Origin of the sequence: Mesorhizobium sp. M9A.F.Ca.ET.002.03.1.2, from assembly GCF_003952365.1 — a bacterium.
In the GTDB taxonomy this organism is placed as follows: domain Bacteria; phylum Pseudomonadota; class Alphaproteobacteria; order Rhizobiales; family Rhizobiaceae; genus Mesorhizobium.
On record NZ_CP034443.1, the window covers coordinates 4,662,969 to 4,687,096 of the forward strand.

Consider the following 24,128-nt stretch of genomic DNA (forward strand, 5'->3'; position numbering starts at 1 on the left):
CTGTGGCTTTTCGAGAGGTGATATGTCGCAAGCACGATGCTTATAAAGCGCGTCGCGTTTGAACGGATTCATGCGACGCGCTTTAAGTTCTTGTTTTTATGCATGTCGTTATCGCAAAACCGCTGCACACTTTTGCGCGACATGCATTAGTTTGCACGCTGTCTTGCCTGTGCGTCTGCCATTAAAATGGTGGGACGACGGGCGGCGCTGCGGCGGAGCTACGCCGCCCGGTTAGAATGTCTGCTAAGCGCGGAATGTTGCCGTATGGCGTGGCCGCCGTCGGCACGACTTGGTTCGCCAGAAGCGGTCATTCCCGCCGTTTCTCAATGGTCGTTCGCTGGGCGGCTGAAGTCGACCCTAAGCGGAAGCTCGTTCGCCCCCGGCCGAATTCACGCCCATGACCCGAAGCTGCCTTCCATCAATGCGGGTTTTTTCAGAATCTCCCGTTCGGGTTGGCCGAGGCCTCAGGCAGGATTTGAAGTGTCGCGGCCAAGCGGGCGCCATTCAGACATTCCGGCACCATCATTATTCACGGGCCCCGGTATCCTATAGCGTCTGCGAACTCTGCCACAGCCAGATTGCGAGCGAGCCTGAACGCCCGCGGACCTGTGCTTCCACAGGTCCTCTCAGAGCACCAGATTTGAACAACTCACAGTTGCGGCCGGCGACTTGCAGCATTTTGTCGCTCACCGCGACTTCGGCATTTTGGTCGGCCGCGATCTCCATCAAGCGACTGGCGACGTTGACCGTATCACCCGTAGTCGCGATGTGCTGGCGGTCTTTGCCACCGAGTCGCGACGCAACGATTGTTCCGTGATGCGCTCCGATCTTGAAGCCGAGCCTAGATGCGGTTGATGCGGGCAACGAGACGAGCCAATTGTTGGTACGGCTGGAGAGCGCTGCGCAGCAGCGGGCAGCATTGAAGGCATCATCTGTCGCTGCTTCCGGTAGACCGAACAGGATCATGGCTCCGTCACCCATGAAATTCGTGACAACACCACCGCAGCTTGTCACCTCTTCGTCCACCAACGCATGGAACGTGTTCAAAAGTTCGCGTGTGGCGTTCGGCCCTAATGTTTGACTCAGTCCGGTGAAACCGGACAGGTCAATGAATATGATGGCGGCGTCCCTCCGGACAGGTTCCAGGAGAAAGTCGCCATGCTTCGCGAGCCACCCCTCAAAGCCCGGGGCCTGAACTCGTTGAAGCAATTCGCTCTGCATGGCAAAATACTGGGCCTGGTTCCTGCCCAACCAAAGCTGCGCGGCCCCGAACAAAATAGCCGGCGGAACGGCGGCGGCCATCGGCAACGCCGCGCTCAGCCAGATATGGTATGAGAATGCGGTCATATTGACCACGAACCAGATCACAACCACGCCGACGATCGCTGCAAGGCCGATGGCGTTGCGACGCCATGCCAACAGCCCCACAAGAACCACTGGCAGCATCACTGCAAAGCCGGCATCTGCAAGGCGAACGTACTGATCTCGTACTATGCCGTCGCCGGTCATCAGATGGGCAATGGCCGTCGACATGACCTCGACGCCTGGGAGCACGGGATCAAACGGTGTCGGGAAAACATCGCCGGCGCCGGTTGCAGTTGCTCCGATCACAACAATTCGATCCCGAATAATGCCGCCATCGACTTGGCCCCCCAGCACCGTCGTGGCGCTGATCGTGCGGATCGTGCCGCGGGGGCCATAGAATGTCAGAGGGAGTATGTGACCAATGTCCGTCCGAATCCGCTGTCCGCCCAGAGATAGATAGTCGGGCGCAATTCCCGGATCCTCTCCCACCGCCATGGCGGCAACGCGCAGGGAGAAAGACGCTTCCGTCCGATCTCCGGCCCGAAACAGCAACGGGACGAACCTAGGCGTTCCCGTCCAGTCGGTAACCACGTTCACGACGCCGACAGCGGCGATATCCGAGAACGCTTTCAGGGGCCACAAAAACCGCTTGGCATTCGGCACTCGAGCGAGAGGGCCATCGCCCTCGACTGCAATCGATTGTTTACCTCCCGAGTAGACCGCCGCAGCAGCGATTACGCTTGAAGTCCCACGCAGCGAACGCGCGAGCGCCTCATCATCATCTTTTGTCCCGGGATCGACCAGCAGCAGGTCGACCGCAATGGCTTTCGGTCCAAAGCGAGCTGTCGTATCGACAATCCGGGCAAGCGTGGCGCGGCTAAGGGGATAGCGGCCCTCGTTTCGGACCGCTTCGTCGTCTATTGCGACAATGGTAATCAGCTCCGGCGGCTTTGCCGTTCCCCGAACAAGCGTTCGAAGATCCGTCATCGTTGCTTCGACGCGATCGAGGGACCACATGTTGCCGCGCCAGTGCGCAAAGCCAAGGCCGGCCCCCCAAACACCCGCCAGAACGAGCGCGATCAGCGTCTGAAGCGCTCGCCCGCTCATTTAGCTTACTGACCGAAACGGGCCATCAAAGCCGAAACACGTGCGGCGGGCCAGCGCTTGACCGTCAGTGTGCCTGTTCCGGCTTCCACATCGACGCCTTCGCCCGGCCCGAGGACTACGCCAGCATTGGACGCCGGCCTTTGCACGGCGACGCGACCTTTGACGACGAAAACAGACGTCTTGCCTCGGGCAACGTCGACTGCCCATTTTGTACCTCGCACCGCGGCGATCGCCTGCGGGGTGACGACAGCGAAGCCACCCCGGACCCTGCCGGCTGGAGCATCGAGCAACAGCGCCTTGCGCCGTAATCTGACCGCATCGGCACTACCATTTCGATCACGGTCCACCAGTGCAAAACGAGCGCGATCTTCCGCAATGATGGTAAGGCCTTCCCGGCATCTCAGAACTTGTCGGGACGTACCTGCTACCAGTTCGAACGTACAGCCGGCGTTATTCGACTGCGCTGAAGCGGTATCCACCCAGAAGACACAGGCAAGCATGCATGCCACCAGGCTCCGGAGATATCGGCCACTTGCGCTCATGAACGTCTCCTTGCTTTTGCGAAAATCTGCGGCAAGAAAATCTTTGCATTGTCTTCTGAGGTCAGCCTGGCAGTATACTCATGCGTACGAACCGGCACTTGCAGCCGCGTTGCCCTAAAGGTAGCACGGTGCCGACCAGAAATCTTAACACGATAGCTTGCTCCAACACCAAACAAGGCGACATCAAGCCGTTTGAAGCGGCCGCGATGCGAATGTCGCGAACGTCACGCGGCGACACTGCTCGTTCTGGCAGATGAGCCGAGCGGCAACTTTCCACCGGGTCGGTCGTTTGGCGCTTGCCTCGGCTTGCAAGGCAACTATTTCGCGAGCCGCCTGGGTTGCGCCATACGCAGACCTTGCGTTCAGCAGGCCTCAGCTTTGCCCCAAAAGTGCACGCGCTAACTCTTCCCATTCCTCATCAAGCGTTAAGATCGACGGCGCGGCGTCGCAGCGGCGATACCAATATTCCGCATTCGATTGGTCGCCTTCCTTGCGATGGAGGTAGGCATGCACGCGCATACCCGCCGTATCGTCGCGCTCCTGTGCGCGCTCGTGCGCCTTATCCCAATCGCCCTTTGCATCCCACCACAGCGCCTGCAGGGCAGGGCTCAAGCCGGCCGGCGGCTGTGCTTTCGCAATCGAATCTCTGAAGGCTTGCAGATCCATTTTCCACCATAGTGACGTACAGAGCGCCGATAATACCCGCACCAGCAGCCGACCGGTAGCGAGCATCGGACGATATACGGATGACTGGAATGGGCCAGGAACGCTGGTTGCGGTGAACGTCGGCTATCGGGCAGCGAAATGGACTGATGAAGGGCGGCTTCGGGTCAACTTGCGTCGTGCGACGCTCGCAACTAAACGACCGCAAAGGGTCGTTTTCCCTCCGTTCCCAGCCGTACCAAGCGTTGGATTTTACCCCTAGAACGCGCTGACATAGGCGCCACCATCCACCGGTATGTTCTGCCCGGTCAGATAGCCGGCATGAACCGAACACAGGAAGGCGCAGATCTGGCCGAATTCCTCCGGCGTGCCGAGCCGCTTGGCCGGAACGTTGGCTGCCGCCTGGGTCTTGCGTGCGGCGGCGGCTGCCGGATCCTCGGGGGTGCCGGCTTCATGCGGGGGGCGCAGCCGGTCGGTGTCGAGCTTGCCCGGCAGCATGTTGTTGATCGTCACGTTGCGGTCGATCACCGTCCGCGCGACGCCGGCGAGAAACGAAGTCAGGCCAGCGCGCGCGCCCGACGACAGATCGAGGCCGGGAATGGGGACATAGACCGACAGCGAGGTGATGTTGACGATACGGCCGAAACCGCGCTCGGCCATGCCGTCGATCACGGCCTGAACCAGTTCGATCGGGGTCACCATGTTCTGGGTGACGCCTTCGAGGATCTTTTCGCGGTCGAGCCCGCGGAAATCGCGGAACGGCGGTCCGCCATTGTTGTTGACGAGGATATCGGGGTGGGGGCAGGCGGCGAGCAGCGCCTTCTGCACCTCGGGCTTCGACACGTCGCCGACGATCTCGGTCACCTTGACGCCAAATCTTTCGCGCAGTTCGGCGGCGGTCTTCGCCAGCTGGTCGGCGTTGCGCCCATTGACGACCAGATCGCAGCCGGCCTCGGCCAGCGCCATGGCGCAGCCACGTCCAAGGCCCTTGCTGGAAGCACAGACGATGGCCTTCTTGCCGCGAATGCCGAGATCCATGATCATTTTCTCCTCTGATTGGTGCGGCAACCTACTCTTGGGGCTGGACCAATCGCAACCGTCATACGGTTGTTGCATGAATCGGCGCATAGGCTCACGCGAGAGCAACGGTGAGACTCCAATGCCTGGTGCAGAGCCCCGCACTTTCCGCAGCATGTTCATCTCCGACGTCCATCTCGGATCGAAGGCGGCGAAGGCCGAGTTCCTGATCGATTTCCTGCGCCATCACGACGCCGATATCATCTATCTCGTCGGCGACATCGTCGACGGCTGGCGGCTGAGACGGAGCTGGCACTGGCCGCAGAGCCACAATGACGTCGTCCAGAAATTGCTGCGCAAGGCGCGCAAGGGCGCCAGCATCACCTACATCGCCGGCAATCACGACGAGTTCGCGCGCCAGTTCCAGGGCGTGCATTTCGGCGGCATCGTCGTCGCCGACCGCGTCATCCACGAGACCGCCGACGGCAAACGTTTTCTGGTCATCCATGGCGATCAGTTCGATACCGTCGTCCATAATGCGCGCTGGCTCGCCTATCTTGGCGACTACGCCTATGACGCGGCCATGCTCGTCAACCGCGTGGTGACGCGGCTTCGCCAACTGCTTGGCCTGCCTTATTGGTCGTTTTCGTCCTGGGCCAAGGTCAACGTCAAAAAGGCGGTGAATTTCATCAGCTCGTTCCAGACCATGCTGACCGAGGAAGCGCGCCGCTCGCATGTCGACGGCGTCATCTGCGGGCACATCCATCATGCCGCGATCGAAAACTACGAGGACGTGCAATACGTCAACACCGGCGACTGGGTGGAGAGCTGCACGGCGGTGGTCGAGCATTTCGACGGCCGCATGGAGATACTGCACTGGGCGCATGTCCTGCCGGAAGCTCCAGTCGGCAGCGAAGTGCTCGTGCCGGTCGACATCAAGGGCAGGGCAGTTCAGGCGGCGTGAACAAACCAGCCTGATCTCGCTCTAATCGATTAGTCCAAGCGGTTCAACCGGCTTTTTCAGCATGTTATGGAGTTGGCGTGCGCTGCAGGCCGACTCGGCCGAATGCCGCGCCGACGGATTGCCTGTTGATGTCCTCCCTGCCGCCGCTTTCGCCCGAACAGCTCATCAAGCCGCGTCATTTCGAACTGCGCATGAGCCTGATTTTCTTCACGCTTTTCGTGCCGCTCGGGACGCATTTGCCATACTTCCCGCTGTGGCTGCAGGCAAAGGGTTTTGATGCGGAGCAGATAGCGGTCATTCTCGCCGCCCCAATGTTCCTGCGCGTGGTGACGACGCCATTGCTTACGGCACTGGCCGACAGGGCGAGCGACCGCGCGCACGTCTATATCGCGCTGATGGCCGCATCGCTGGCGCTGTCGGCGGGCTATTTCCTGACGCCGACCTACGCCATCGTGCTGGCCGTTTCGCTGGCGCTCGCCGTGTTCTGGACGCCGCACTCGCCGATTGCCGATTCGCTGGCGCTGTCTGGTGTGCGCCGCTTCGGCTCGAATTACGCAAGCATGCGCAAATGGGGATCGATCTCCTATCTCTGCGCCAATCTCGCCGGTGGCTTCATCCTGTCGGCGACCAGCGCCGAGGCCGTTCCGACGATCATCTTCGTGGCGTTCGGCGCGGCCTTTGCCGTTGGACTGATCGCGCCACGCCTTGGCCGTCCCCGGCGCGCCTCGCCGCTTTCGGCGGCCGACATCCAGCAATCGGCGCCAAAGCTTCTCAACGCCTATTTCCTGTATTTCTCCATCGGCGTCGGCGTCATCACCGCCAGCCATGCGTTTCTCTACGGCTTCGTGTCGATCTACTGGAAATCGATCGGCATCAGCGATTCGGTTGTCGGGCTCTTATGGGGTTGGGGCGTGGTGGCTGAGATCGGCATGTTCATGATCTTCACCCGCGCCTTCGGCTCCTTCTCGGTGGTGTCGATCATGGTGATGGCCGGGCTCGGTTCGATCGTCCGCTGGATCGCCTTTCCCTTGATCTGGCCGCTTGGCCTTGGCGTTGCCGGATTTTTCGCGGTCCAGACACTGCACGCGGTTTCGGTGGCGCTGGTTCTGATCGGCCTGCAGAAGATGATCGGCGAGACGGTCGCGGAGGAACGAACCGGGGCGGCGCAAGGCATCGCCTATTTCTCCAACGGCTTTTTCACGGCGGTGGTGACGCTGCTTTCCGGCCCGCTGTACGACCGCTTCGGCGTGGACGGCTTTTTTGCCATGATCCCGATCGCCCTGGCCGGCCTGGCGCTGATCGGACTTGCCGCGCGTTCAGCCCCACAGCGCCGTATCGGGCGGTGACACCAGCGAACCTTGGTAGACCAGACCGGGACGTCGGTCGCGGGCCAGCAGCAGCGGACCGTCGAGATCGACGAAATCGGCATCCTGAGCCAAGAGCACGGCCGGCGCCATGGCAAGCGACGTGCCGACCATGCAGCCAACCATGACGCCGAAACCCAGTTCGCGGGCGCGATAGCGAAGGGCAAGCGCTGCGGTCAGGCCGCCCGATTTGTCGAGCTTGATGTTGACGGCGTCATAGAGGCCGACAAGGGCTTCGAGATCCTTTGCCTCATGCACGCTTTCATCGGCGCAGATCGGCACCGGATGCGCGATGTGGCGGAGGATGCCGTCGCGGCCTGCCGGCAGCGGCTGTTCGATCAGTGTGATGGCGTGTTCGGCGGCAAAGGCCAGGTTTGCAACGATGTCGTCATCCGTCCAGCCCTCATTGGCGTCCAGGATGATGCGGCTCGCCGGTGCCGCCTCTCTAACCGCGCGGATACAGGTCATGTCGTTGTCGCCGCCGATCTTGACCTTGAGCAGCGGCCGCTGGGCATTGGCGCGGGCCTGTGCAGCCATCGCCTCGGGCTCGCCGAGTGACAGCGTGTAGGCCGTATCGAGCGCCCTCGGCGGAGCCGTGCCGATGCTGGAGGCGACCGGCTTGCCTGCGATCTTCGCCTCCAGGTCCCACAGAGCGCAATCGACGGCGTTGCGCGCCGCACCCGCCGGCATGGCGTCGAGCAGCGCGGCCCGGCTGATGCCGCCGGCAATCTGCTCCCGCATCGCCTCGATCGCATAACGGACACAGTCCATGGTCTCGCCATAGCGCTTATAGGGGACACATTCGCCGCGCCCGGTATGGCTGCCTTGGCTGATCGTGCAAGCGATCACCTCGGCCTCGGTCTTCGAGCCGCGCGAAATGGTGAAGGTCCCGGCGATAGGAAAGCGCTCGGCCTCGACCGAAATGACACGCGCCATATTTTTCTGCTCCAGCTATGCGACAACGAGCCCGTCGGCAAATCGACAGGTGGGTTCCGTCAGGCTAAACAGGACGCCATGTTGACCATCCGCAAACGCTTCGCAAGCGGCACGACCGCCAATGGGGCCGATCACCAGCCGCGCGTCGCGGTCGGTGAGGAGGGCGACGTCCTCGGCTGCGCCTTCTCCGGAAACTGGACGACGCGCACCGTGACGCTGGTCGACGCTGAGATGCGCAAGATCGAGAAGCGCAGCGGTTTCAAGACGCTGGCGCTCGACCTTTCGCGCATCGAGAAGATGGACACCGCCGGGGCCTGGCTGATCGACCGCCTGGTCAGCGCCTTCGAAAAGAAAGGCGTCGAGATCAGGCTGCAAGGACAAAGCGAGATTGCCTCGATCCTGCTCGGCGCCGTTGGCGACGCCGTTCGGCGCGAATCCGATTCCGGCGGCACAAAGCCGCCCAACATCATCATTCGCGCGCTCGAGCTGGTTGGCCGGCGCGTCTATGAAATGCGCGACGATTTCCTGGCCTCGATGAACATATTGGGCGCCACGATACGCGGCTCGCAGATGAAGCTCGGCCGTGGCCATGCGGTCAATCCGGCGGCGATCTTCAACCAGATCGATCGCATGGGCGTCGGCGCCATACCGGTGGTCGTGCTGATGTCGGCCATCGTCGGCGCGATCGTTGCCCAGCAAGGCGCCTACCAGCTCAGCTATTTCGGCGCCGATATCTTCGTCGTCGATCTGGTCGGCGTGCTGATCCTGCGCGAACTCGGCGTGCTGATGACCGCGATCATGATCGCCGGCCGTTCGGGCAGCGCCATCACGGCCGAAATCGGTTCGATGAAAATGCGCGAGGAGGTCGACGCGCTGAAGGTCATCGGGCTCAACCCGATCGGCGTGCTGGTGTTCCCGCGGCTGGTCGCACTGGTGATCGCACTGCCTTGCCTGACGATCATCGCCAATTTCGCAGCACTTGGCGGCGGCATCGCGGCGGCATGGCTCTATTCCGACATCGCACCGGCCGCCTTCATCGACCGGCTGCGCGTCGCCATCGATCTCAGCACCATCTTTGCCGGGCTGATCAAGGCGCCGTTCATGGCTATGATCATCGGCACGATCGCCTCGGTCGAAGGCATGAAGGTCGGCGGCAGTGCGGAATCGCTGGGACAGCACGTCACGGCCTCGGTGGTGAAATCGATCTTCGTGGTCATCATCCTCGATGGGCTTTTCGCCATGTTCTACGCGGCGATCGAGTTCTGAGATGGCGATGCAGGGCGACACGAAGGCGACCGGAGTTGCGGATGGGGCCGACGAAGACGAGATCGTGCTTTCCGCGCACGATATCACCGTGTCCTTCGGCGACAAGGTCATTCTCGATCATCTGTCGCTCGATATCAGGCGCGGCGAGATTCTCGGCTTTGTCGGCGCTTCCGGTGCCGGCAAATCGGTTCTCTTGCGCGCGATCCTCGGCCTGGTGCGCAAACAGTCGGGAACGATCAAGCTGTTCGGCGTCGATGTCGACAAGGCGAGCGAGAGGGAACGCCTTCGCATCGACATGCGCCTTGGCGTCCTCTTTCAGCACGGCGCGCTGTTTTCGGCGCTTACGGTCCTGGAAAACGTGCAGGTGCCGATGCGCGAATATCTCGATCTCCCGAGAAAGCTGATGGACGAACTGGCAATGCTCAAGGTCGAACTGGTCGGGTTGCCGCCGGATGCGGCGCAGAAATTCCCGTCCGAGCTTTCCGGCGGCATGATCAAGCGTGCGGCGCTGGCACGCGCGCTGGCGCTCGATCCCGACATCGTCTTCCTGGACGAGCCGACATCCGGCCTCGACCCGATCAGCGCGGCCGAGTTCGACGAACTGGTGGTCAAGCTGCGCGATACCATGGATCTGACCGTGTACATGGTCACGCATGATCTCGACACGCTGTTCACCGCTTGCGATCGGGTGGCGGTGCTCGGCAACAAGAAAGTGCTGGTCGAAGGCACGATCGACGACATGCTCAAAAGCGAGGAACCCTGGGTGAAATCCTATTTCCGCGGAAAACGTGCGCGGCAACTTGATCTTGCGGCACGCGCATAGCCATAAGTGGGTACATGGAAACCAGAGCCAACTACGTCATTGTCGGCATTTTCACGCTAGCAGCGATCCTGGCGGCCTTTGCGTTCGTCTATTGGACGGCCGCGATCGGCGAGAGGGGTGAGACGGCGATGCTGCGGGTGCGTATTCCGGGGTCGGCCTCCGGCCTCGGCCGCGGCAGTTTCGTGCTGTTCAACGGCGTCAGGGTCGGGGATGTCAAGCGCGTCTATATCGACCTCGACAATCCGACCGCGGCAATCGCCGAGGCCGAAATAGGCCGCACGACGCCGATCACCAAATCGACGCAGGCCGATATCGGCCTTGCCGGCCTCACCGGTCAGGCCAATATCGAACTCAAGGGCGCCGACCCCAAGGAAGTGAACCTTCTCGACCAGGCGGAAGAGGAGGGCCGAGTCGCCGAGATCGTCGCCAACCCGTCGGCGGTCACCAACCTGTTGCAGACGGCGCAGAACATCTTCACCCGCGCCGATACGGTTCTTACCCAGCTCGAAGGCTTCACCAAGGACGTTCGCGGACCACTGACGCAGACCGTCAACAACGTGCAGACCTTCTCCGATGCGCTGGCCAAGAATTCCGACGGCATCGACAAATTCCTCGCCAGCGTTAGTCCGCTGTCGGAAGAGTTGAAGGGCGTCTCGGGCAAGCTCGACGGCACGCTGAAGGCGGCGGAAGGGCTGCTCAACGCCGTCGACAAGGACCAGATCAAGAGCATCGTCGACAATGTCGATACGGTGACCGCGAACCTGAAGGAAACCTCGAAGCAGTTCGACAGGGTCGTCAGGAACGTCGACACGGCGGTGGGATCGATCAACGATTTCGCCCAAAGGACGCAAGGCACGCTGGCCAAGGTCGACGGCGTTCTCGATGGCATCGATCCGGCACAGGTTCGCACCGCGCTGGCCAACATCCAGAAGGCCAGCGAAAACGCCAACGAGGCTGCCGCCGACATCGCCAAGGTGACCAATAAGGTCGCCAACCGGGCCGATGATATCGACCAGACGATCAAGGACGCGCAGCAGCTCGCGGAGCGCCTTAACGACGCCTCGGTGCGCGTCGACGGCATCCTCGCCAAGGTCGATAAATTGCTCGGTTCGGGCCAGGCCGACGGCATGATAGCCGACGCCAGGAATACGCTGAAATCGTTCAAGCAGGTGGCCGACACGCTGAACGCCCGCCTCGGCACCATCACCAACAATCTGGCGCGATTCTCCGGTCAGGGCCTGCAGAACGTCGAAGCGCTGGTCCAGGACAGCCGCCGTTCGATCACCCGCATCGAAGAGGCGGTGACGGATCTCAGCCGCAATCCGCAGCGGATCCTGTCAGGCGGCGAAGGCGAGGTTCGGCAATTCGACGGCAGGGTGCGGCGTTGACTTCGGCTTTCGCCCGCCCCAAGAACATGAGTTGCAAGTGCAGGTTGATCTTACGATCCGGGGACAACGGGGATCGCGTGTGAAGTCATTCATGTCTAAATTGAGCGGGGTCAAATCGGGTGGGCTCAAAGCGGGTGTGGCATTGCTTACGCTTTCGCTAGCCAGTTGCGCGTTTTTGCCGGGTGGCGGGCCGGCGCCGCTGGACACATTCGAGCTGTCGGCGCCGGCCCTCGATGCGCGCGGCCGCAGCCGCCGCCAGATTCTCATCGCCCAGCCTTCCGCGCTCAAGGCGCTCGACAGCCAGAACATCGTCATCAAGCCGTCCGTGCGCTCGATCCAATACCTCAAGGGCGCGCAATGGGCCGATCGGCTGCCGCTGATCGTGCAGGCGCGGCTGGCCGAGACATTCCAGCGTTCAGGCAGCTTCGCCGGTGTCGGCAAGCCGGGCGAGGGGCTGGCGATCGACTACCAGGTGATCGTCGAGGTGCGTTCCTTCGAAGTCCGGGTCGACGGCGGCGAACATGCCGAAGTCGACCTATTCGTGCGGATATTGAACGACCGCAACGGCGAGGTGCGCGCCTCCAAGAGCTTCACTGCGACCGCGCCCGTCTCGGGCAGCGGCAACCAGGCCTATGTCGGCGCGCTCGACAGTGCGTTCGGCGATGCGGCCAAGGACATCGTCCGCTGGACCGATTCGGCGATTTGACGCTGCCAGGGCCGCCGGCGCAGCTGGGATCAAAACTCAATCATCTGGCTACCGCCAATGGTCGAGATGGGATTCATCGCAAATGCCACGCCGACAGATGAGGGCTCAATCGACCCCGTTCGTCGTGCCCGCTGCCGAGGACCGGGAAGGGTTGAAAGCAGTCGCAGAAAGCCTAACATGAAGGTCTGCGGCCCCGGTTCCAAAAAACTCAGAACTTGTGTCGGATTGGTCAAGACCCGTTCGTCCTTGGGCATGGACCGACATCACAAGGATAAATGATATGCCCAGTACTGTACGCCTGCACCGCGTTCTGGCAACCAGCCCAGAAAAAGTCTATCGCGCATTCCTTGAGGCGGACGCGCTCGCGAAATGGCTGCCGCCCAACGGCTTTACCTGCACGGTTTATCATCTGGAACCCAAAGTCGGCGGCACATTCAAAATGTCGTTCCGCAACTTCACAACGGACGAAAGCCACGCGTTTGGCGGCGAATATGTCGAGCTCGTTCCGGGCGAACGCCTGCGCTATACGGACAAGTTCGACGATCCTAACTTGCCCGGCGAGATGCAGGTGACCGTGATATTGAAGAAAGTATCAGTCGGCACGGAGCTGGATATCACGCAGGCAGGCATTCCGGACGCCATTCCAGCTGAGGCTTGTTATCTCGGTTGGCAGGAGTCGCTGCGAAACCTGGCAAGGCTCGTCGAACCGGAGATCAATCAATAGAGCATCCCGGGGACGTCGGGACGGCATGAAAAAGGCGGGAATTTCTCGCCTTTTTATTGTTCCCTTATTGCCTGATCAATGCAGGCGGCCGCTGGCGTGGGCGAGCATCGTGTAGACCTTGCCGGTGTCCGACGTCAGGTAGGTCTGCGCCATCATGTTGTCTCGGTCGTTGCGCGACACGTCCTTGAGCAGCTTTTCGAAATCGTCGCAGTAACGGTCGACGGCGGCACGGAATTCCGCCTCCATCTGATATTTGCGGCGGATCTCGTCGAAGGTCTGCTGGCCTTTCAGCGTGTAGAGACGCCGGGTGAACACGTCACGCTCGCCGCGCCGGTAGCGGTTCCACAATTCGATCGAGGCATCGTGATCGATGGCGCGGGCGATATCGACGGAAAGCGAGTTGAGCGACTCCACGACATGAAGCGGCGAACGCTGGGCCGGGGCCGAGCGTGGCGCTTCCAACGGCGCCGCGGGCTTGGCGACGTCTTCGCGTGATGCCCCGGTCAAGAGATCGCGCACCCACCCGCCCTGTGCCGTACGGCCATTGGGTTCGCGCTGGCGCGGCGGCGTCTCGACCGGGCGTTCCAGGTCGAGCGCGCCGCGCAGTGCGGACTCACCCAACGGCGCCTGAGGGGCACGAAGCTCCGGCTGCGGGGCCGCAGGACGGCGCTGCGGCTCAGCGGCGCGCGCGGCAGGCGCTTGCTGTGCCGGACGCAGGCTGCGCGGCTCCGAAGGGTCGGCGCTGCGGCCCGATTTCGCAACAATATCCGAAAGTTCCTTCAACGCGTTGATCTGCTCGGAAACGGCGCGGCGGATGGCCGTGGTCGATTCCTTCGCCTCTTCCGGCATCTCGATGACGCCCTTCTTGAGCTCGGCGCGGGTGAGGTCGAGCTCGCTCTTGATCGAGCCAGCGGTGCGCCGCATCTCCTCGGTCGCGTCGGCGAAGCGCTTCGTTGCCGAATCGACAACGTCGGAAATGGCGGTACGGATCTTGTCCGCCGACTCCAGCGTCTTGCCTTCGGCGTTCTGCAGTGTCTGGCCGACCAGAGTCTCGAACGAGCGCATGACCCTTTCGAGATCCTCCGACTTCTTGACCAGGCCGACGGCGAGGTCCTCCAGCGACGACTGCCTTTCCAGCGTATGTTCGAGGTTGCTCTGGGCCGAACTCAACAGGTCCGAAGCACTGGAAAGCAACCGGCTGTGCTCGTCGAACTTGGTGGCGATCGAGGCGACCTCGCGCAAGGTGGAAGACGACAATTCGGTAAGCCGTGTCGTGTTCGAATCGACCAGGCGCGCCGAGCTGGCGAAAGTCTGGGCGGCTTTTTCGGTCGTTGCCGCGAAGCTTTGCGTACTGCCGGTCAGGCGTTCGTCGACCTGGCCCAGATTGGCCGCCGCCTGCTCGATCAGCTGACCGAGCTGTGCGCTGGAGGTGCTCATGCGGCCGATAAGATCGGCGACACTGTCGGCAAGCGTCGAGCGCGCGCCTTCGACGGCCGACAATGTTTCGGCCGTGCGGTTGGCGAGCGCATTGACGAGGGTGGCGTTTTCGCTGCGCAGCTTCTCGGTGGCGCGCTCGGTAACCTCTTCCATGCTCTTTTGCAGTTCCGAGCCTCCCTGGGCGAAGCGCTCGACCAGAGGTCGCGCCGTTTCGTCGAGGATTTTCGAGATCTCGGCCGAACGTGCCGCAAGCATGGTGTTGAGCTCGCGGGTGTTGGTGCCGATGGTCTTCGCCGCATCGTTGGTGCTCTGGCCGATATGCTGGCCGACTGCGGTGAAGGTTTCCGCGATCGCGTTGGCGCGCGAAACGAGTTGCGCCTCGGCGCTCGAAACCTGCTCGTTGAGCTTCTGGCCCATTGCCTCGGTGGTGTGGGCGAGGCGGTTCTCGACGCGGGCAACCTGTTCCTCGACGCGAGCCGCCGCAGCCGCCGCGCTGGACGCCAGGCGCTCGTCGGCCCCGGCGAGCGCCTGCTCGATTTCGCGGGCGTGAACGGCAAGTTCCTGACCGGTCTGCCTTGCACGTTCGGCAACCCGCTCCTCGGTGCTGGCAAATGCCCCGACGATGCTGTCGGTATGCTCTCCGATCGCAGACGAGCTGTCGGCGATGCGGGACACCAGACGGTGATCCGCCTCGTCGAAGATACGGCCGATCTCGGATGCGCGGGCCGACAGCGCCTCCGAACCTTCGGCGATGCGCGACATCAGCTGCTGGTCGGCGGCATCGAAAATGCGGCCGAGGTCCGATGCCCGCGCCGCGAGCGCTTCGGCCGATTCGCCGATGCGCACGCCGAGCCGTTCGTCGGCGCCTTCGAAATTGCGCAGGATGTCGCCGGCGCGCGCGGCCAGCGACTGCGCCGTTTCGACCGCGCGGGCAACCAGCTTCTGGTCCGCCGCATCGAATGTTCCGGCGATCTCGCTGGCACGTGCAGCCAGCTGATCGGCCGTTTCCTGGGCGCGCACCATCAGGGAGTTCGACGTATCGCCGACACGGGCCATGAGTGCGCTCGATGTATCCTCGGCGCGAGCAATGAGCGTGCTCGAAGTGTCCTCGGCTCGTGCGGCGAGGCGGCGATCCGCCTCCTCGAAGGTGCGGGCGATATCCTCTGCCCTGGCGAGCAAGGCGGCCGAGGTCTGCTCGGCGCGTTCGGCGATCTTGCGATCGGCGTCGCTGAACGCCGCGCCTGCCTGCTCATGCAGCGCGCTGGTGACCTCCATGACCTTTTCGCGCAGCGCTCCCGCAACGAAGACGGCGCTCTTTTCGAGCACGCTGCGAACGTTGTCGACACCAGTCGACAGCGCGCGCTCCATGGTCCCGGCGCGCTCCTCGATGATGCCGGTCTGGCGGCTGAACGCCTGCTCGATCTTTTCGACATCCGCGGCGATTGCCGCGGAGATGTCGGTGCTTCTGGCGGCGATCTGGTCGATATGGCCGGACAGGGAACGGTCTACTTCCTGGCGCGTATCGGCGAGCCTGGAGAGATCGTCCTCCAGCGCACGGGTCAGCATGTCACGGCCTTCGGCCAGCTTGCCGACATGCCCGGCGATGATGCCGTCGACGTCGGAGCGGCTCGTCGCAATTTTCTGCAGGTCTGCTTCCAGCGCGCGTCTAAGGATGTCGCGGCCTTCGGCCAATTTCTCGACCTGGCCGGCGACCAGCCCGTCGATGCTCGACCGGCTTTCCGCCAGCTTGGCGAGGTCGTCCTCAAGCGCCTTGGAGAGGATCGAGCGGTCCTGGATTAGCTTCTCGGCATGGCTGTTTACAAGACCGCTGACGCTGCCGAGATCGGCCTCCAGCGCCTGCGCAAACTGTGCGCGATTGTCGGCCAGCTGCTGGGACTGGTCGGCGACGACACCCTTGATGGTGTTGAGGTCCGCTTCCAGCGCGCGTCTGAGGATGTCGCGGCCTTCGGCCAGTTTTTCGACCTGGCCGGCAACCAGCCCGTCGATGCTCGACCGGCTTTCCGCCAATTTGGCGAGATCGTCTTCGAGCGCCTTGGACAGGGTCGACCGGTCTTCCGCCAGCTTTTCGGACTGGCCTGATATGACGTCCTTGATCGTGTTGAGATCGGATTCCAGCGCGCGCTTGAGAATGTCGCGGCCCTCGGCCAATTTCTCGACCTGGCCGGTAACCAGACCATCGATGCTCGACCGGCTTTCGGCCAGCTTGGCGAGGTCGTCCTCAAGCGCTTTCGACAGGGTTGAGCGGTCCTCGGCGAGCCTGTTCATGTGATCGGAAATAAGGGCATTCACGCTCTGCAGGTCGGTTTCCAACGCCTGTGACAGCTGGCCACGGTCGTCCGCCAGCTTTTCGGACTGGCCTGATATGACGTCCTTGATCGTGTTGAGATCGGATTCCAGCGCGCGCTTAAGGATGTCGCGGCCTTCGGCCAATTTCTCGACCTGGCCGGTAACCAGACCATCGATGCTCGACCGGCTTTCGGCCAGTTTGGCGAGGTCGTCCTCGAGCGCTTTCGACAGGGTTGAACGGTCCTCGGCGAGCCTGTTCATGTGATCGGAAATAAGGGCATTCACGCTCTGCAGGTCGGTTTCCAACGCCTGTGAGAGCTGACTACGGTCTTCCGTCAGCTTTTCCGACTGGCTCGATATAACGCCCTTGATCGTGTTGAGATCGGATTCCAGCGCGCGCTTGAGAATGTCGCGGCCTTCAGCCAGCTTCTCGACCTGGCCGGCGACCAGCCCGTCGATGCTCGACCGGCTTTCGGCCAGTTTGGCGAGGTCGTCCTCGAGCGTCTGCGAAAGCAGGCTGCGATCGCTGGCGAGCCTGTCGGAATGGTCCCCGACCAGGCCCCTGATGCCGGACAGGTCGCTTTCGAGCGAGCGCGACAGCTCGGCGCGGTCTTCCGCCAGTTTGGCGGAATGGTTTTCGATGAGACCCTTGATGCCGACAATGTCGGTTTCCAGCGCCTTGGCGAGTATGGCGCGACCTTCGGCGATCTTCTCGACCTGACCGGCGACCAGGCCGTCGATGCTGGCGCGGCTGTCGGCCAGCTTGCCGAGGTCGGCTTCGAGGGCGCGCGACAGAATGCTGCGGCCTTCGGCCAGCTTGCCAACATGGCCGGCAACCATTTCGTCAATGATCGTACGGGCTTGTACAAGTTTTCCGGAGTCTTCGTTCAAGGCCTGTGAAAGCCTGCTGCGGCCCTCTTCGAGCCTTTCGAGATGGCTGCCGAGCGAAGCATCGATGGCGGCGCGCGATTCGTTGACCTTGCGCAGATCCTCTTCGAGAGCGCGCGCGATCAGGCCGCGGCCTTCGGCAAGCTTCTGCACCTGGTCGGTGACAGCTGCGTCGATACCTTCACGGCTTTCGGCGAATTTCTCAAGATCGGCCTGCATTGCGGCCGCCATGCGTTCGCGGCTTTCGGAAAGCTTGCGGCTGTGGTTCTCGACAGCTTCCTCGATGCCGACGCGGGCATCGGCAAGCCGCTGAATATCGGCGTCGAAGGAGCGCGACACCACGTGACGGGCCGCTTCCATGCGCCCGGCGAAATCGCCGGCGCGCGCCTCAAGCATGGAAGAGGTCGACGAAACGATGTCGGCCATGTCGGCGCCGATCTGGGTCTTGCCCTGATCGATCATCGCCGACAGCGTCTCCCTGCTTTCCTGGAAGGTATGGGCGATTTCGCGCGCGCGCTCGACCAGGGTCTCGTTGATCTGGCGCGCGCGGGCCTCGAGCGCCGCGTTGAGCTTCTGCGTGCCGGTGTCCAGCGCTTCGGCGCGGGTCTGGAATTCACCAATCAGCGCCTGACCGCGTTCGGCCAGCGTCCGCTCGATGCCGTCGAGGCTGGCTTCAAATTCGGAGTTGAGCGTGCGCGCGGCGCCGCCGAGCAGCGACACCATGCCGGAGGTCCGATCGTCGAGCAGATCGGTCAATGACCGGGTGAGGCCGTCGGTCGTGTCCGTCAGCTTGGCGATGCGCGTATCGAGCAGGCTGGCGAAGGCTTCGCCGGAGGTCGACAGGCGGTCCGTGATCGTATCGAGCCGGCCTTCCACCTGATCGAAGATCGATGTCGAGCTTTCGTTGATCCTGTCGATCAGCGTATCGCCGGAATTGTTGATGGTCATCGACAGGTTGGTCGAGGCATTGAGGATGCTGTCGCGAATGATGTCGCTGGCAGCCCCGATTTCGTCCTTCAGCGTCGCATGCGCGCTGGTGATCGAGGCGCGCACGCGCTCGGCGTGCGTGACAACCGCTTCGCGCTCGCTGCCCAGCCCGTCGACCAGCGATCGGATACGGGATTCATTCTCCGAATAGGAGCGTTCGATCTGGTTCACCTCGCTGTGGACCAGTGTTTCGAGCTCGACGGCACGCGCAAGCGTGCGTTCGATGCCTTCACCCATGGCCGCCACCTCGCGGCGAACGGCTTGCCCGATCATCATGACGCGATCCTGGGCGATGTTTTCCGGCTCGGTCAGGCGGAAAGCCACTTCCGTCATCGACTGAGCCGCGATGCGCATTTCCTGCGCGCGGCGAATCATGGCTGCAAACGCCCAGAACAGCAGGACGGGCAGGAGCGTAGCGGCCGCCAGGCCGATCAGCTCGGGACGGGCGAAAAACTGGTCGGGCGTGCGGATTTGCCAGATGCCTGGTCCAAACAGCAGATTGGCCAATGCGCCGGCGCCCGCGATCCAGATGAGCGAAACGAGCGCCACGACCCAGTAGATCGTGTTCGAGGCACGCCGATTGAGGGTATGCAGCAGCGTCTTGTAATCTTTTGGGCGAGGGTCATTGGCCGGCGTGAACCCGGTCGGCTGTGAGCCATTGCGCGTTTCCACAGGGCGCAGTTCAGTCGGCTTTGCCTTTGCCGCGGGCTGTGCTTTCTGGTCCTGGTTGGCGACAGGCTCCGCCTTCTGGCCTAGGTTGGCGACAGGCTCCGCCTTCTCGGCGACGGGCTCGGCATTCTGGTTGCGGCCTTCGCGTGCCAATTCGTCGGCAGCCTGCGATATCTGCGCTTCCAGATCTTCCATCGACGCGGCGATGTCGAGGTCGACTGCATCGCCGCTCAGATCGATATCAAGTGCCTTTTCGAGTTCCTTGGCTACGTCGCTGTCGAGCGTTCTTGAAGTCGTTGTTTTCTTCGCCATGCCTTCGCTACCCTGTACAAGCTGCCGCGGGACTTATGGATTCTGCTTATCGTGTCCCGCGCAAGAGGCTGAAAATGGACCTGTCGTATCGTAATGACACACCGGGGTAAAGAAAACATGCATTCGGCGCGATACGTAAAACTTTAAATATAGGGTTAACGAAACTGTGATTCCGGCGCCGTTATCGCAACATTTTTCCGGGCCAATCATTAACCCGTTGTCCACAGGATGCGCCTATTTTTTCGGCTGGAAGAACGGAGTTGCAGATTCATGCGTGGCGAAAACGGCATTGCCTTCTCGATGCCTGGCGGCGACGTGTCGGGAACGGCCGGGTCGCGGCCTGTGGATCTGGCGCATCTCGCGCGCCAGACGATGGGCGACCGTAGCCTCGAGCAGGAGGTGCTGGCGCTGTTCGTGCAGCAGGCGCTGTCCGTTCGCGACAAGATCCTCGACGCCGATGTGAGGCAACGACTGCTTCTGGCGCACGGGCTGAAAGGCTCGGCGCGCGGCGTCGGCGCCTTCGCCATTGCCGATTGCGCCAGCGCGATCGAACTTCAGCCTGAAGATACCAATACGCTCAAGCGGCTTGGCTCCCTGATCGAAGAAGTCCGCGATTTCGTCGCCGCCATCAGCCGTTAAACCCATTTCCGAAAAAAACGGCATAGAGCGCCGCTTTCGCGCCGCAGTTGACTTGTCTGCCGGAGTGATTATCTCGGCTGGGACTCCCTTCAGGTGACAAATGACCAAGCTGACATTCATCGCCCATGACGGCACACATTTTGGCGTCGACGCCGAAAACGGCTCGACCGTCATGGAGAACGCGATCCGCAACGCCGTGCCGGGGATCGAGGCCGAATGCGGTGGCGCCTGCGCCTGCGCGACCTGCCATGTCTATGTCGACGAGGCATGGACGGCGGAGGTCGGCGAGCCGGAAGCAATGGAGGAGGACATGCTGGACTTCGCCTACGACGTCCAGCCGAACTCGCGGCTCTCCTGTCAGATCAAAGTGCGTGATGCTCTCGACGGCCTGGTTGTACGCGTGCCAGCCCGCCAAGGCTGAAGCGTGAAGGCTGAAGCCCCGGTTATAGCCGATTTTTGCGACCCCGGCTTGGCAGCCGGCCAATGGTCATGCAGTGTCGCGCCGTTACAGCGTCCTTGTGTCCTCTTGGGCGCGAAAGGGAGCTGTAGCACAGTGATCCGGCGCATGGTCCCCAGCGAAAATCGATTCCGATCTTCGCGGTCATGCGCACCGAAGGCGCATTCATGACCGATATCACCAGGACGGACGTACTCATTGTCGGGGCAGGGCCTGTCGGCTTGTTCGCCGTATTCGAGCTCGGCCTCTTCGACATGAAGTGCCATCTGATCGACATACTCGACCGGCCCGGCGGGCAATGCGCCGAACTCTATCCGGAAAAGCCGATCTACGACATTCCGGGCTGGCCATCGATCTCGGCGCAGGGCCTGGTCGACAAGCTGCTCGAGCAGATTGCGCCGTTCAAGCCCGACTTCACCTTCAACCGCATGGTCTCAAGCCTCGAAAAGCTCGAGGACGGCAGCTTTCGCGTCATCACCGACGAGAACGAGGTGTTCGAAGCCAAGGTTGTGGTGATCGCCGCCGGCGGCGGCTCGTTCCAGCCGAAGCGGCCGCCGATCCCGGGCATCGAGCTTTATGAGGGCAAGAGCGTCTTCTACTCGGTTCGCCGCATGGAGGAATTCCGCGGCCACGACCTCATCATCGTCGGCGGCGGCGATTCGGCGCTCGACTGGACGCTGAACCTGCAGCCGGTGGCCAAGGCCGTGACGCTGGTCCACAGGCGTCCGGAATTCCGCGCGGCGCCCGACAGCGTCAACAAGATGTACGCCATGCAGGAGATGAAGGAGCTGGATTTCCAGGTCGGCCAGGTGACGGGACTGACCGGCGTCGACGGTCAGCTATCCTCGGCGACCATCAAGGGCCCCGGCGGCGATATCGAGCTGCCGTGCACGCGCATGCTGCCGTTCTTCGGCCTGACCATGAAGCTCGGGCCGATCGCCGAATGGGGGCTCAATCTTCATGAGAACATGATCCCGGTCGACACCGAGAAATTCCAGACGTCGGTGCCGGGCATCTTCGCCGTCGGCGACATCAACTGGTACCCCGGCAAGCTGAAGCTGATCCTGTCGGGATTCCATGAGGTCGCGCTGATGGCGCAGGCGGCCAAGCGCATCATCAGCCCCGGCGAGCGCATCGTGTTCCAGTACACGACCTCGTCGACCAGCCTGCAGAAGAAGCTCGGCGTCGCCGGCTGAGGTTTGTCCTTACTCCACGCGAATAGGCGCCTCGGTCTCGGCATGGCCGCGCAGCGGCTTCTCCGGCATCAGCCCGAGCGTGACAAGCGATACGAGCAGCGTCGCCGCGGCGGCAAGAAAGATCATCACGAACGGTGTGGCCGACGCGACAGGGCCGGCCGCCTGCGCGCCTTCGCTGGCCAAAGGGAGGCCATAGCCGAGGGCGACCGCGCCGAGCATGGCGACGCCAAGCGCGCTGCCCAGCGAGCGAAGGAAAGCCAGCACGCCGGTCGCGACACCAAGATGCGGGCGGTCGACGGCGTTCTGGACCGCGATGGTGACGACCGGGAACGTCGTCCCGGCGCCCAGCCCTATGCAGGTCGTCAGAACCTCGACAACCGCCAGCGAGGCATGTCCGGCGACAAGGCCGAGCAGCCCGAGGCAGGCTATGGCGAAGATCGTTCCTACCAGCGCGATCCGCTTGTAATGAATGAAGCGCGGTATCATGCGGCCGCTGAATGTCGCGCCGGCGACGGTGCCGAGCAACAGCCCGAGCATCGCGATGCCCGAATTGCTGGCCGAGAGACCAAGGACCGACTGCAGGTAGACGGGCAGGTAGACCGCCAGGCCGACATTGGCGGCCTGCAGCAGGAACATCGACAGGGTGCCGGCAAGCACGATCGGATTGCCGAGCACTTCGAGCGAGATCAGCGGTTCGGCCGCGCGCATGAGCCGGAGCGCAAAGGCGCCGCTGAAGACAGCCGAGCAGGCGAGTAGCCCGAGGATTTCGCGCGACGTCCATGGATAGGCGCTGCCGCCCCAATTCAGTGCAAGAAGCAATAGCGCGGTGGCCACCACGAGAAGCAGCGCGCCGAGGCCGTCGATACTGTGATGCCTTGCGGCGACCGGCAGTTTCTTGAGCGGCTTGTTGATGATCGCCATCGCCAGAAGGCCGAGCGGGATGTTGATCCAGAAGATCAGCGACCAGTGCAGATGTTCGGCGAAAGAGCCGCCGAGCAGCGGTCCGGCGACGCTGGCAACCGCCCAAGTGCCCGCGATCCAGGCGGCGTAACGTGCCCGTTCGCGCGGTGGAACGAGGTCGCCGATCACGGTTTGCGTCAGGGCGAACAAGCCGCCGCCGCCGGCACCCTGGATAGCCCGTCCAACGACCAGGACGAGCATGTTGGGAGCCATGGCGCTGACAAGCGATCCGGCGAGAAAGATGAGGATTGCCGCATAGACGGTCGGCCGGCGGCCGTAGACGTCGGAGATCTTGCCGTAGAGCGGCGCCGTGGCGGTCGCGGTCAAGAGGTAGCCGGTCACGATCCACGGCAGATATTCGGGATGCCCAAGCAAACGCGCGATGGTCGGCATTGCCGGCGCGACGATGGTCTGGTCGAGCGCCGCCAGCAGCATCGACAACAGCACGCCGCCGATGATGGCGTTCTTTTCGCGTTCCGTCAGCGGCGACGCTTCTACCGGCGCCGTGGCCGCTTCGCTGACTACTTTATCCATCGATCCACTCCGTCCGCCCGCTGGCGACACTGTCTCCAGAGGAAGAGCCGAGGCCGTCCGTCTAAGCGCCGGTGACGGCGACAGGCCGGAAATCGGACCCTCTGAATTGGGCTGTGGACCTCGTTGGGGCAGCGGGGCTTCGAATCCCGCCAGGCGGGATCGCCGGACTACCGACCGGCATGCGTTTCGTATAACAGCGGCGTGGCAATAGCAGGCGATCCCGGACGTGTCGAGGCGCAGGCCTAGCCAGTGCCTAAATCGTTACTATCCGGTCCAGGTCAACCTGGCAGCCGGCCGTTCTCGATGCGCTCCATGCGATAGCGCAGCAGCCGCAGGATGCGGCTTTCGAAATTGATGGTTTCGACGCGATCGAATTGCACCTGGGCCCGGTCGTGCTTGGCAAGAATAGCGGCGGTGATCTCCGCGGCCCTGGCCTTGGCCATGTCGCAGGTCTTCTGCGGGTAAGTCGCCTTCAGCGCATCCTCGAGTTCGCGGGCATGGTTCTTGGCGATCTCGACATGGCGGTCCTCATGTCGCTTGATGTCGGCGGACAATGTGTCCCAAAACAGCCTTACGCCGACGTCGGCCTTGCGCGGGCGGCGCCACTCGGGAAGGATGACCTTGACCTTGACGATGACGTTGGCGTCGGCAATCCCGCAGGAATTCGATTTTTGCGCATAGCTGACGCGGGTGGTGAACGCCATCTGGGTGGCGCCTGGATGCCGCATCCCGGTGCTTTTCACCTGGGGTCCACGTTTCGTAAGCTGGGTTCCGATATCATCGAGCGTCCTGCCGCCGATGCTGAAGTAGCTATATGTCTTAACCAGTGACGCCGCGTCCGCCGGCAAGGCGGCAAATGCGAGCATCAGAGCGTAGCGCAAGGGTCGTTTCGTCATGTTGCCTCTTCGCCCACCTTGCTTTACGGCCGTTGCCGACG

At 62.5% G+C, this 24,128-nt stretch carries 18 protein-coding genes; 10 read left to right on the plus strand and 8 right to left on the minus strand.

Annotation, left to right across the window (positions count from 1 at the left end):
• Nucleotides 1-546: 546 nt before the first annotated feature.
• The 4 genes from EJ066_RS22480 to EJ066_RS22495 all read right to left on the minus strand — a co-directional run bounded on the left by EJ066_RS22480 (nucleotide 547) and on the right by EJ066_RS22495 (nucleotide 4,655).
• Entirely contained in the window at nucleotides 547-2,412 is a 1,866-nt protein-coding gene (locus EJ066_RS22480; protein WP_126041790.1) for an adenylate/guanylate cyclase domain-containing protein, read from the minus strand.
• 5 nt (nucleotides 2,413-2,417) lie between these two features.
• Nucleotides 2,418-2,912, minus strand: a complete 495-nt coding sequence (locus EJ066_RS22485) for a FecR domain-containing protein (protein WP_245455224.1) — start codon at nucleotides 2,910-2,912, stop codon at nucleotides 2,418-2,420.
• Between the two features lie 414 nt (nucleotides 2,913-3,326).
• Nucleotides 3,327-3,620: a hypothetical protein gene (locus EJ066_RS22490; RefSeq protein WP_126041794.1), complete on the minus strand. Its 294-nt coding sequence runs from the start codon at nucleotides 3,618-3,620 to the stop codon at nucleotides 3,327-3,329.
• A gap of 255 nt (nucleotides 3,621-3,875) precedes the next feature.
• Nucleotides 3,876-4,655: an SDR family oxidoreductase gene (locus tag EJ066_RS22495; protein WP_126041797.1), complete on the minus strand. Its 780-nt coding sequence runs from the start codon at nucleotides 4,653-4,655 to the stop codon at nucleotides 3,876-3,878.
• Nucleotides 4,656-4,776: 121 nt separating this feature from the next.
• Here EJ066_RS22495 and EJ066_RS22500 point away from each other — a divergent pair, with 121 nt between their 5' ends.
• A complete protein-coding gene (locus tag EJ066_RS22500) occupies nucleotides 4,777-5,598 on the plus strand; it encodes a UDP-2,3-diacylglucosamine diphosphatase (RefSeq protein ID WP_126041799.1) in 822 nt (273 codons plus the stop codon).
• A gap of 128 nt (nucleotides 5,599-5,726) precedes the next feature.
• Nucleotides 5,727-6,944 carry an MFS transporter gene (locus EJ066_RS22505; protein WP_126041801.1) on the plus strand — a complete coding sequence of 406 codons (1,218 nt, stop codon included), beginning with the start codon at nucleotides 5,727-5,729 and terminating at the stop codon, nucleotides 6,942-6,944.
• Here the strand turns inward: EJ066_RS22505 and dgcA are convergent.
• Nucleotides 6,915-7,898 carry an N-acetyl-D-Glu racemase DgcA gene (gene dgcA, locus EJ066_RS22510; RefSeq protein WP_126041803.1) on the minus strand — a complete coding sequence of 328 codons (984 nt, stop codon included), beginning with the start codon at nucleotides 7,896-7,898 and terminating at the stop codon, nucleotides 6,915-6,917. The genes EJ066_RS22505 and dgcA overlap by 30 nt on opposite strands.
• Nucleotides 7,899-7,976: 78 nt before the next feature.
• On the opposite strand from dgcA, the gene EJ066_RS22515 reads away from it, so the two are divergent.
• The 5 genes from EJ066_RS22515 (at nucleotide 7,977) to EJ066_RS22535 (ending at nucleotide 12,805) form a co-directional block, all read left to right on the plus strand.
• Nucleotides 7,977-9,164 carry an ABC transporter permease gene (locus EJ066_RS22515; RefSeq protein ID WP_126041805.1) on the plus strand — a complete coding sequence of 396 codons (1,188 nt, stop codon included), beginning with the start codon at nucleotides 7,977-7,979 and terminating at the stop codon, nucleotides 9,162-9,164.
• 1 nt (nucleotide 9,165) lies between these two features.
• Nucleotides 9,166-9,987, plus strand: a complete 822-nt coding sequence (locus tag EJ066_RS22520; RefSeq protein ID WP_126041807.1) for an ABC transporter ATP-binding protein — start codon at nucleotides 9,166-9,168, stop codon at nucleotides 9,985-9,987.
• 14 nt (nucleotides 9,988-10,001) lie between these two features.
• A complete protein-coding gene (locus EJ066_RS22525; protein WP_126041809.1) occupies nucleotides 10,002-11,375 on the plus strand; it encodes an MlaD family protein in 1,374 nt (457 codons plus the stop codon).
• Nucleotides 11,376-11,466: 91 nt separating this feature from the next.
• On the plus strand, nucleotides 11,467-12,081 hold the full coding sequence (locus tag EJ066_RS22530; RefSeq protein ID WP_189644342.1) for an ABC-type transport auxiliary lipoprotein family protein: 615 nt from the start codon (nucleotides 11,467-11,469) through the stop codon (nucleotides 12,079-12,081).
• Nucleotides 12,082-12,361: 280 nt separating this feature from the next.
• A complete protein-coding gene (locus EJ066_RS22535) occupies nucleotides 12,362-12,805 on the plus strand; it encodes an SRPBCC family protein (RefSeq protein WP_126041813.1) in 444 nt (147 codons plus the stop codon).
• Nucleotides 12,806-12,880: 75 nt separating this feature from the next.
• Here EJ066_RS22535 and EJ066_RS22540 read toward each other — a convergent pair whose 3' ends face one another.
• Nucleotides 12,881-19,405, minus strand: a complete 6,525-nt coding sequence (locus EJ066_RS22540; RefSeq protein WP_126041815.1) for a kinesin — start codon at nucleotides 19,403-19,405, stop codon at nucleotides 12,881-12,883.
• A 270-nt stretch (nucleotides 19,406-19,675) separates the two neighbouring features.
• On the opposite strand from EJ066_RS22540, the gene EJ066_RS22545 reads away from it, so the two are divergent.
• The 3 genes from EJ066_RS22545 to EJ066_RS22555 all read left to right on the plus strand — a co-directional run bounded on the left by EJ066_RS22545 (nucleotide 19,676) and on the right by EJ066_RS22555 (nucleotide 21,697).
• The gene (locus EJ066_RS22545) at nucleotides 19,676-20,044 is read left to right on the plus strand and encodes an Hpt domain-containing protein (RefSeq protein WP_126041817.1); all 369 of its coding nucleotides are present in this window, start codon (nucleotides 19,676-19,678) and stop codon (nucleotides 20,042-20,044) included.
• A 100-nt stretch (nucleotides 20,045-20,144) separates the two neighbouring features.
• Nucleotides 20,145-20,465 (plus strand): 2Fe-2S iron-sulfur cluster-binding protein, encoded by a 321-nt coding sequence (locus EJ066_RS22550; RefSeq protein ID WP_126041819.1) that lies wholly within the window; start codon nucleotides 20,145-20,147, stop codon nucleotides 20,463-20,465.
• A gap of 203 nt (nucleotides 20,466-20,668) precedes the next feature.
• Nucleotides 20,669-21,697 (plus strand): NAD(P)/FAD-dependent oxidoreductase, encoded by a 1,029-nt coding sequence (locus tag EJ066_RS22555; protein WP_126041821.1) that lies wholly within the window; start codon nucleotides 20,669-20,671, stop codon nucleotides 21,695-21,697.
• Between the two features lie 9 nt (nucleotides 21,698-21,706).
• On the opposite strand, the gene EJ066_RS22560 is transcribed toward EJ066_RS22555, so the two are convergent.
• Together EJ066_RS22560 and EJ066_RS22565 are read right to left on the minus strand one after the other, a co-directional pair.
• Nucleotides 21,707-23,191, minus strand: coding sequence for an MDR family MFS transporter (locus EJ066_RS22560; RefSeq protein WP_126041823.1), 1,485 nt, complete (start codon nucleotides 23,189-23,191; stop codon nucleotides 21,707-21,709).
• Between the two features lie 278 nt (nucleotides 23,192-23,469).
• Nucleotides 23,470-24,087: a DUF922 domain-containing protein gene (locus tag EJ066_RS22565; protein WP_189644343.1), complete on the minus strand. Its 618-nt coding sequence runs from the start codon at nucleotides 24,085-24,087 to the stop codon at nucleotides 23,470-23,472.
• Nucleotides 24,088-24,128 lie beyond the last annotated feature (41 nt).

What these genes read in the sequence shown, in the direction of transcription:
- EJ066_RS22530 (WP_189644342.1), top strand. Translation starts at nt 11,467, where the DNA reads ATGTCTAAATTGAGCGGGGTCAAATCGGGTGGGCTCAAAGCGGGTGTG.
- EJ066_RS22540 (WP_126041815.1), bottom strand. Translation starts at nt 19,405, where the DNA reads ATGGCGAAGAAAACAACGACTTCAAGAACGCTCGACAGCGACGTAGCC.
- EJ066_RS22555 (WP_126041821.1), top strand. Translation starts at nt 20,669, where the DNA reads ATGACCGATATCACCAGGACGGACGTACTCATTGTCGGGGCAGGGCCT.
- EJ066_RS22500 (WP_126041799.1), top strand. Translation starts at nt 4,777, where the DNA reads ATGCCTGGTGCAGAGCCCCGCACTTTCCGCAGCATGTTCATCTCCGAC.
- EJ066_RS22545 (WP_126041817.1), top strand. Translation starts at nt 19,676, where the DNA reads ATGCGTGGCGAAAACGGCATTGCCTTCTCGATGCCTGGCGGCGACGTG.
- EJ066_RS22495 (WP_126041797.1), bottom strand. Translation starts at nt 4,655, where the DNA reads ATGGATCTCGGCATTCGCGGCAAGAAGGCCATCGTCTGTGCTTCCAGC.
- EJ066_RS22560 (WP_126041823.1), bottom strand. Translation starts at nt 23,191, where the DNA reads ATGGATAAAGTAGTCAGCGAAGCGGCCACGGCGCCGGTAGAAGCGTCG.
- EJ066_RS22535 (WP_126041813.1), top strand. Translation starts at nt 12,362, where the DNA reads ATGCCCAGTACTGTACGCCTGCACCGCGTTCTGGCAACCAGCCCAGAA.
- EJ066_RS22505 (WP_126041801.1), top strand. Translation starts at nt 5,727, where the DNA reads ATGTCCTCCCTGCCGCCGCTTTCGCCCGAACAGCTCATCAAGCCGCGT.
- EJ066_RS22525 (WP_126041809.1), top strand. Translation starts at nt 10,002, where the DNA reads ATGGAAACCAGAGCCAACTACGTCATTGTCGGCATTTTCACGCTAGCA.
- dgcA (WP_126041803.1), bottom strand. Translation starts at nt 7,898, where the DNA reads ATGGCGCGTGTCATTTCGGTCGAGGCCGAGCGCTTTCCTATCGCCGGG.
- EJ066_RS22520 (WP_126041807.1), top strand. Translation starts at nt 9,166, where the DNA reads ATGGCGATGCAGGGCGACACGAAGGCGACCGGAGTTGCGGATGGGGCC.
- EJ066_RS22550 (WP_126041819.1), top strand. Translation starts at nt 20,145, where the DNA reads ATGACCAAGCTGACATTCATCGCCCATGACGGCACACATTTTGGCGTC.
- EJ066_RS22565 (WP_189644343.1), bottom strand. Translation starts at nt 24,087, where the DNA reads ATGACGAAACGACCCTTGCGCTACGCTCTGATGCTCGCATTTGCCGCC.
- EJ066_RS22515 (WP_126041805.1), top strand. Translation starts at nt 7,977, where the DNA reads ATGTTGACCATCCGCAAACGCTTCGCAAGCGGCACGACCGCCAATGGG.
- EJ066_RS22485 (WP_245455224.1), bottom strand. Translation starts at nt 2,912, where the DNA reads ATGCTTGCCTGTGTCTTCTGGGTGGATACCGCTTCAGCGCAGTCGAAT.
- EJ066_RS22490 (WP_126041794.1), bottom strand. Translation starts at nt 3,620, where the DNA reads ATGGATCTGCAAGCCTTCAGAGATTCGATTGCGAAAGCACAGCCGCCG.
- EJ066_RS22480 (WP_126041790.1), bottom strand. Translation starts at nt 2,412, where the DNA reads ATGAGCGGGCGAGCGCTTCAGACGCTGATCGCGCTCGTTCTGGCGGGT.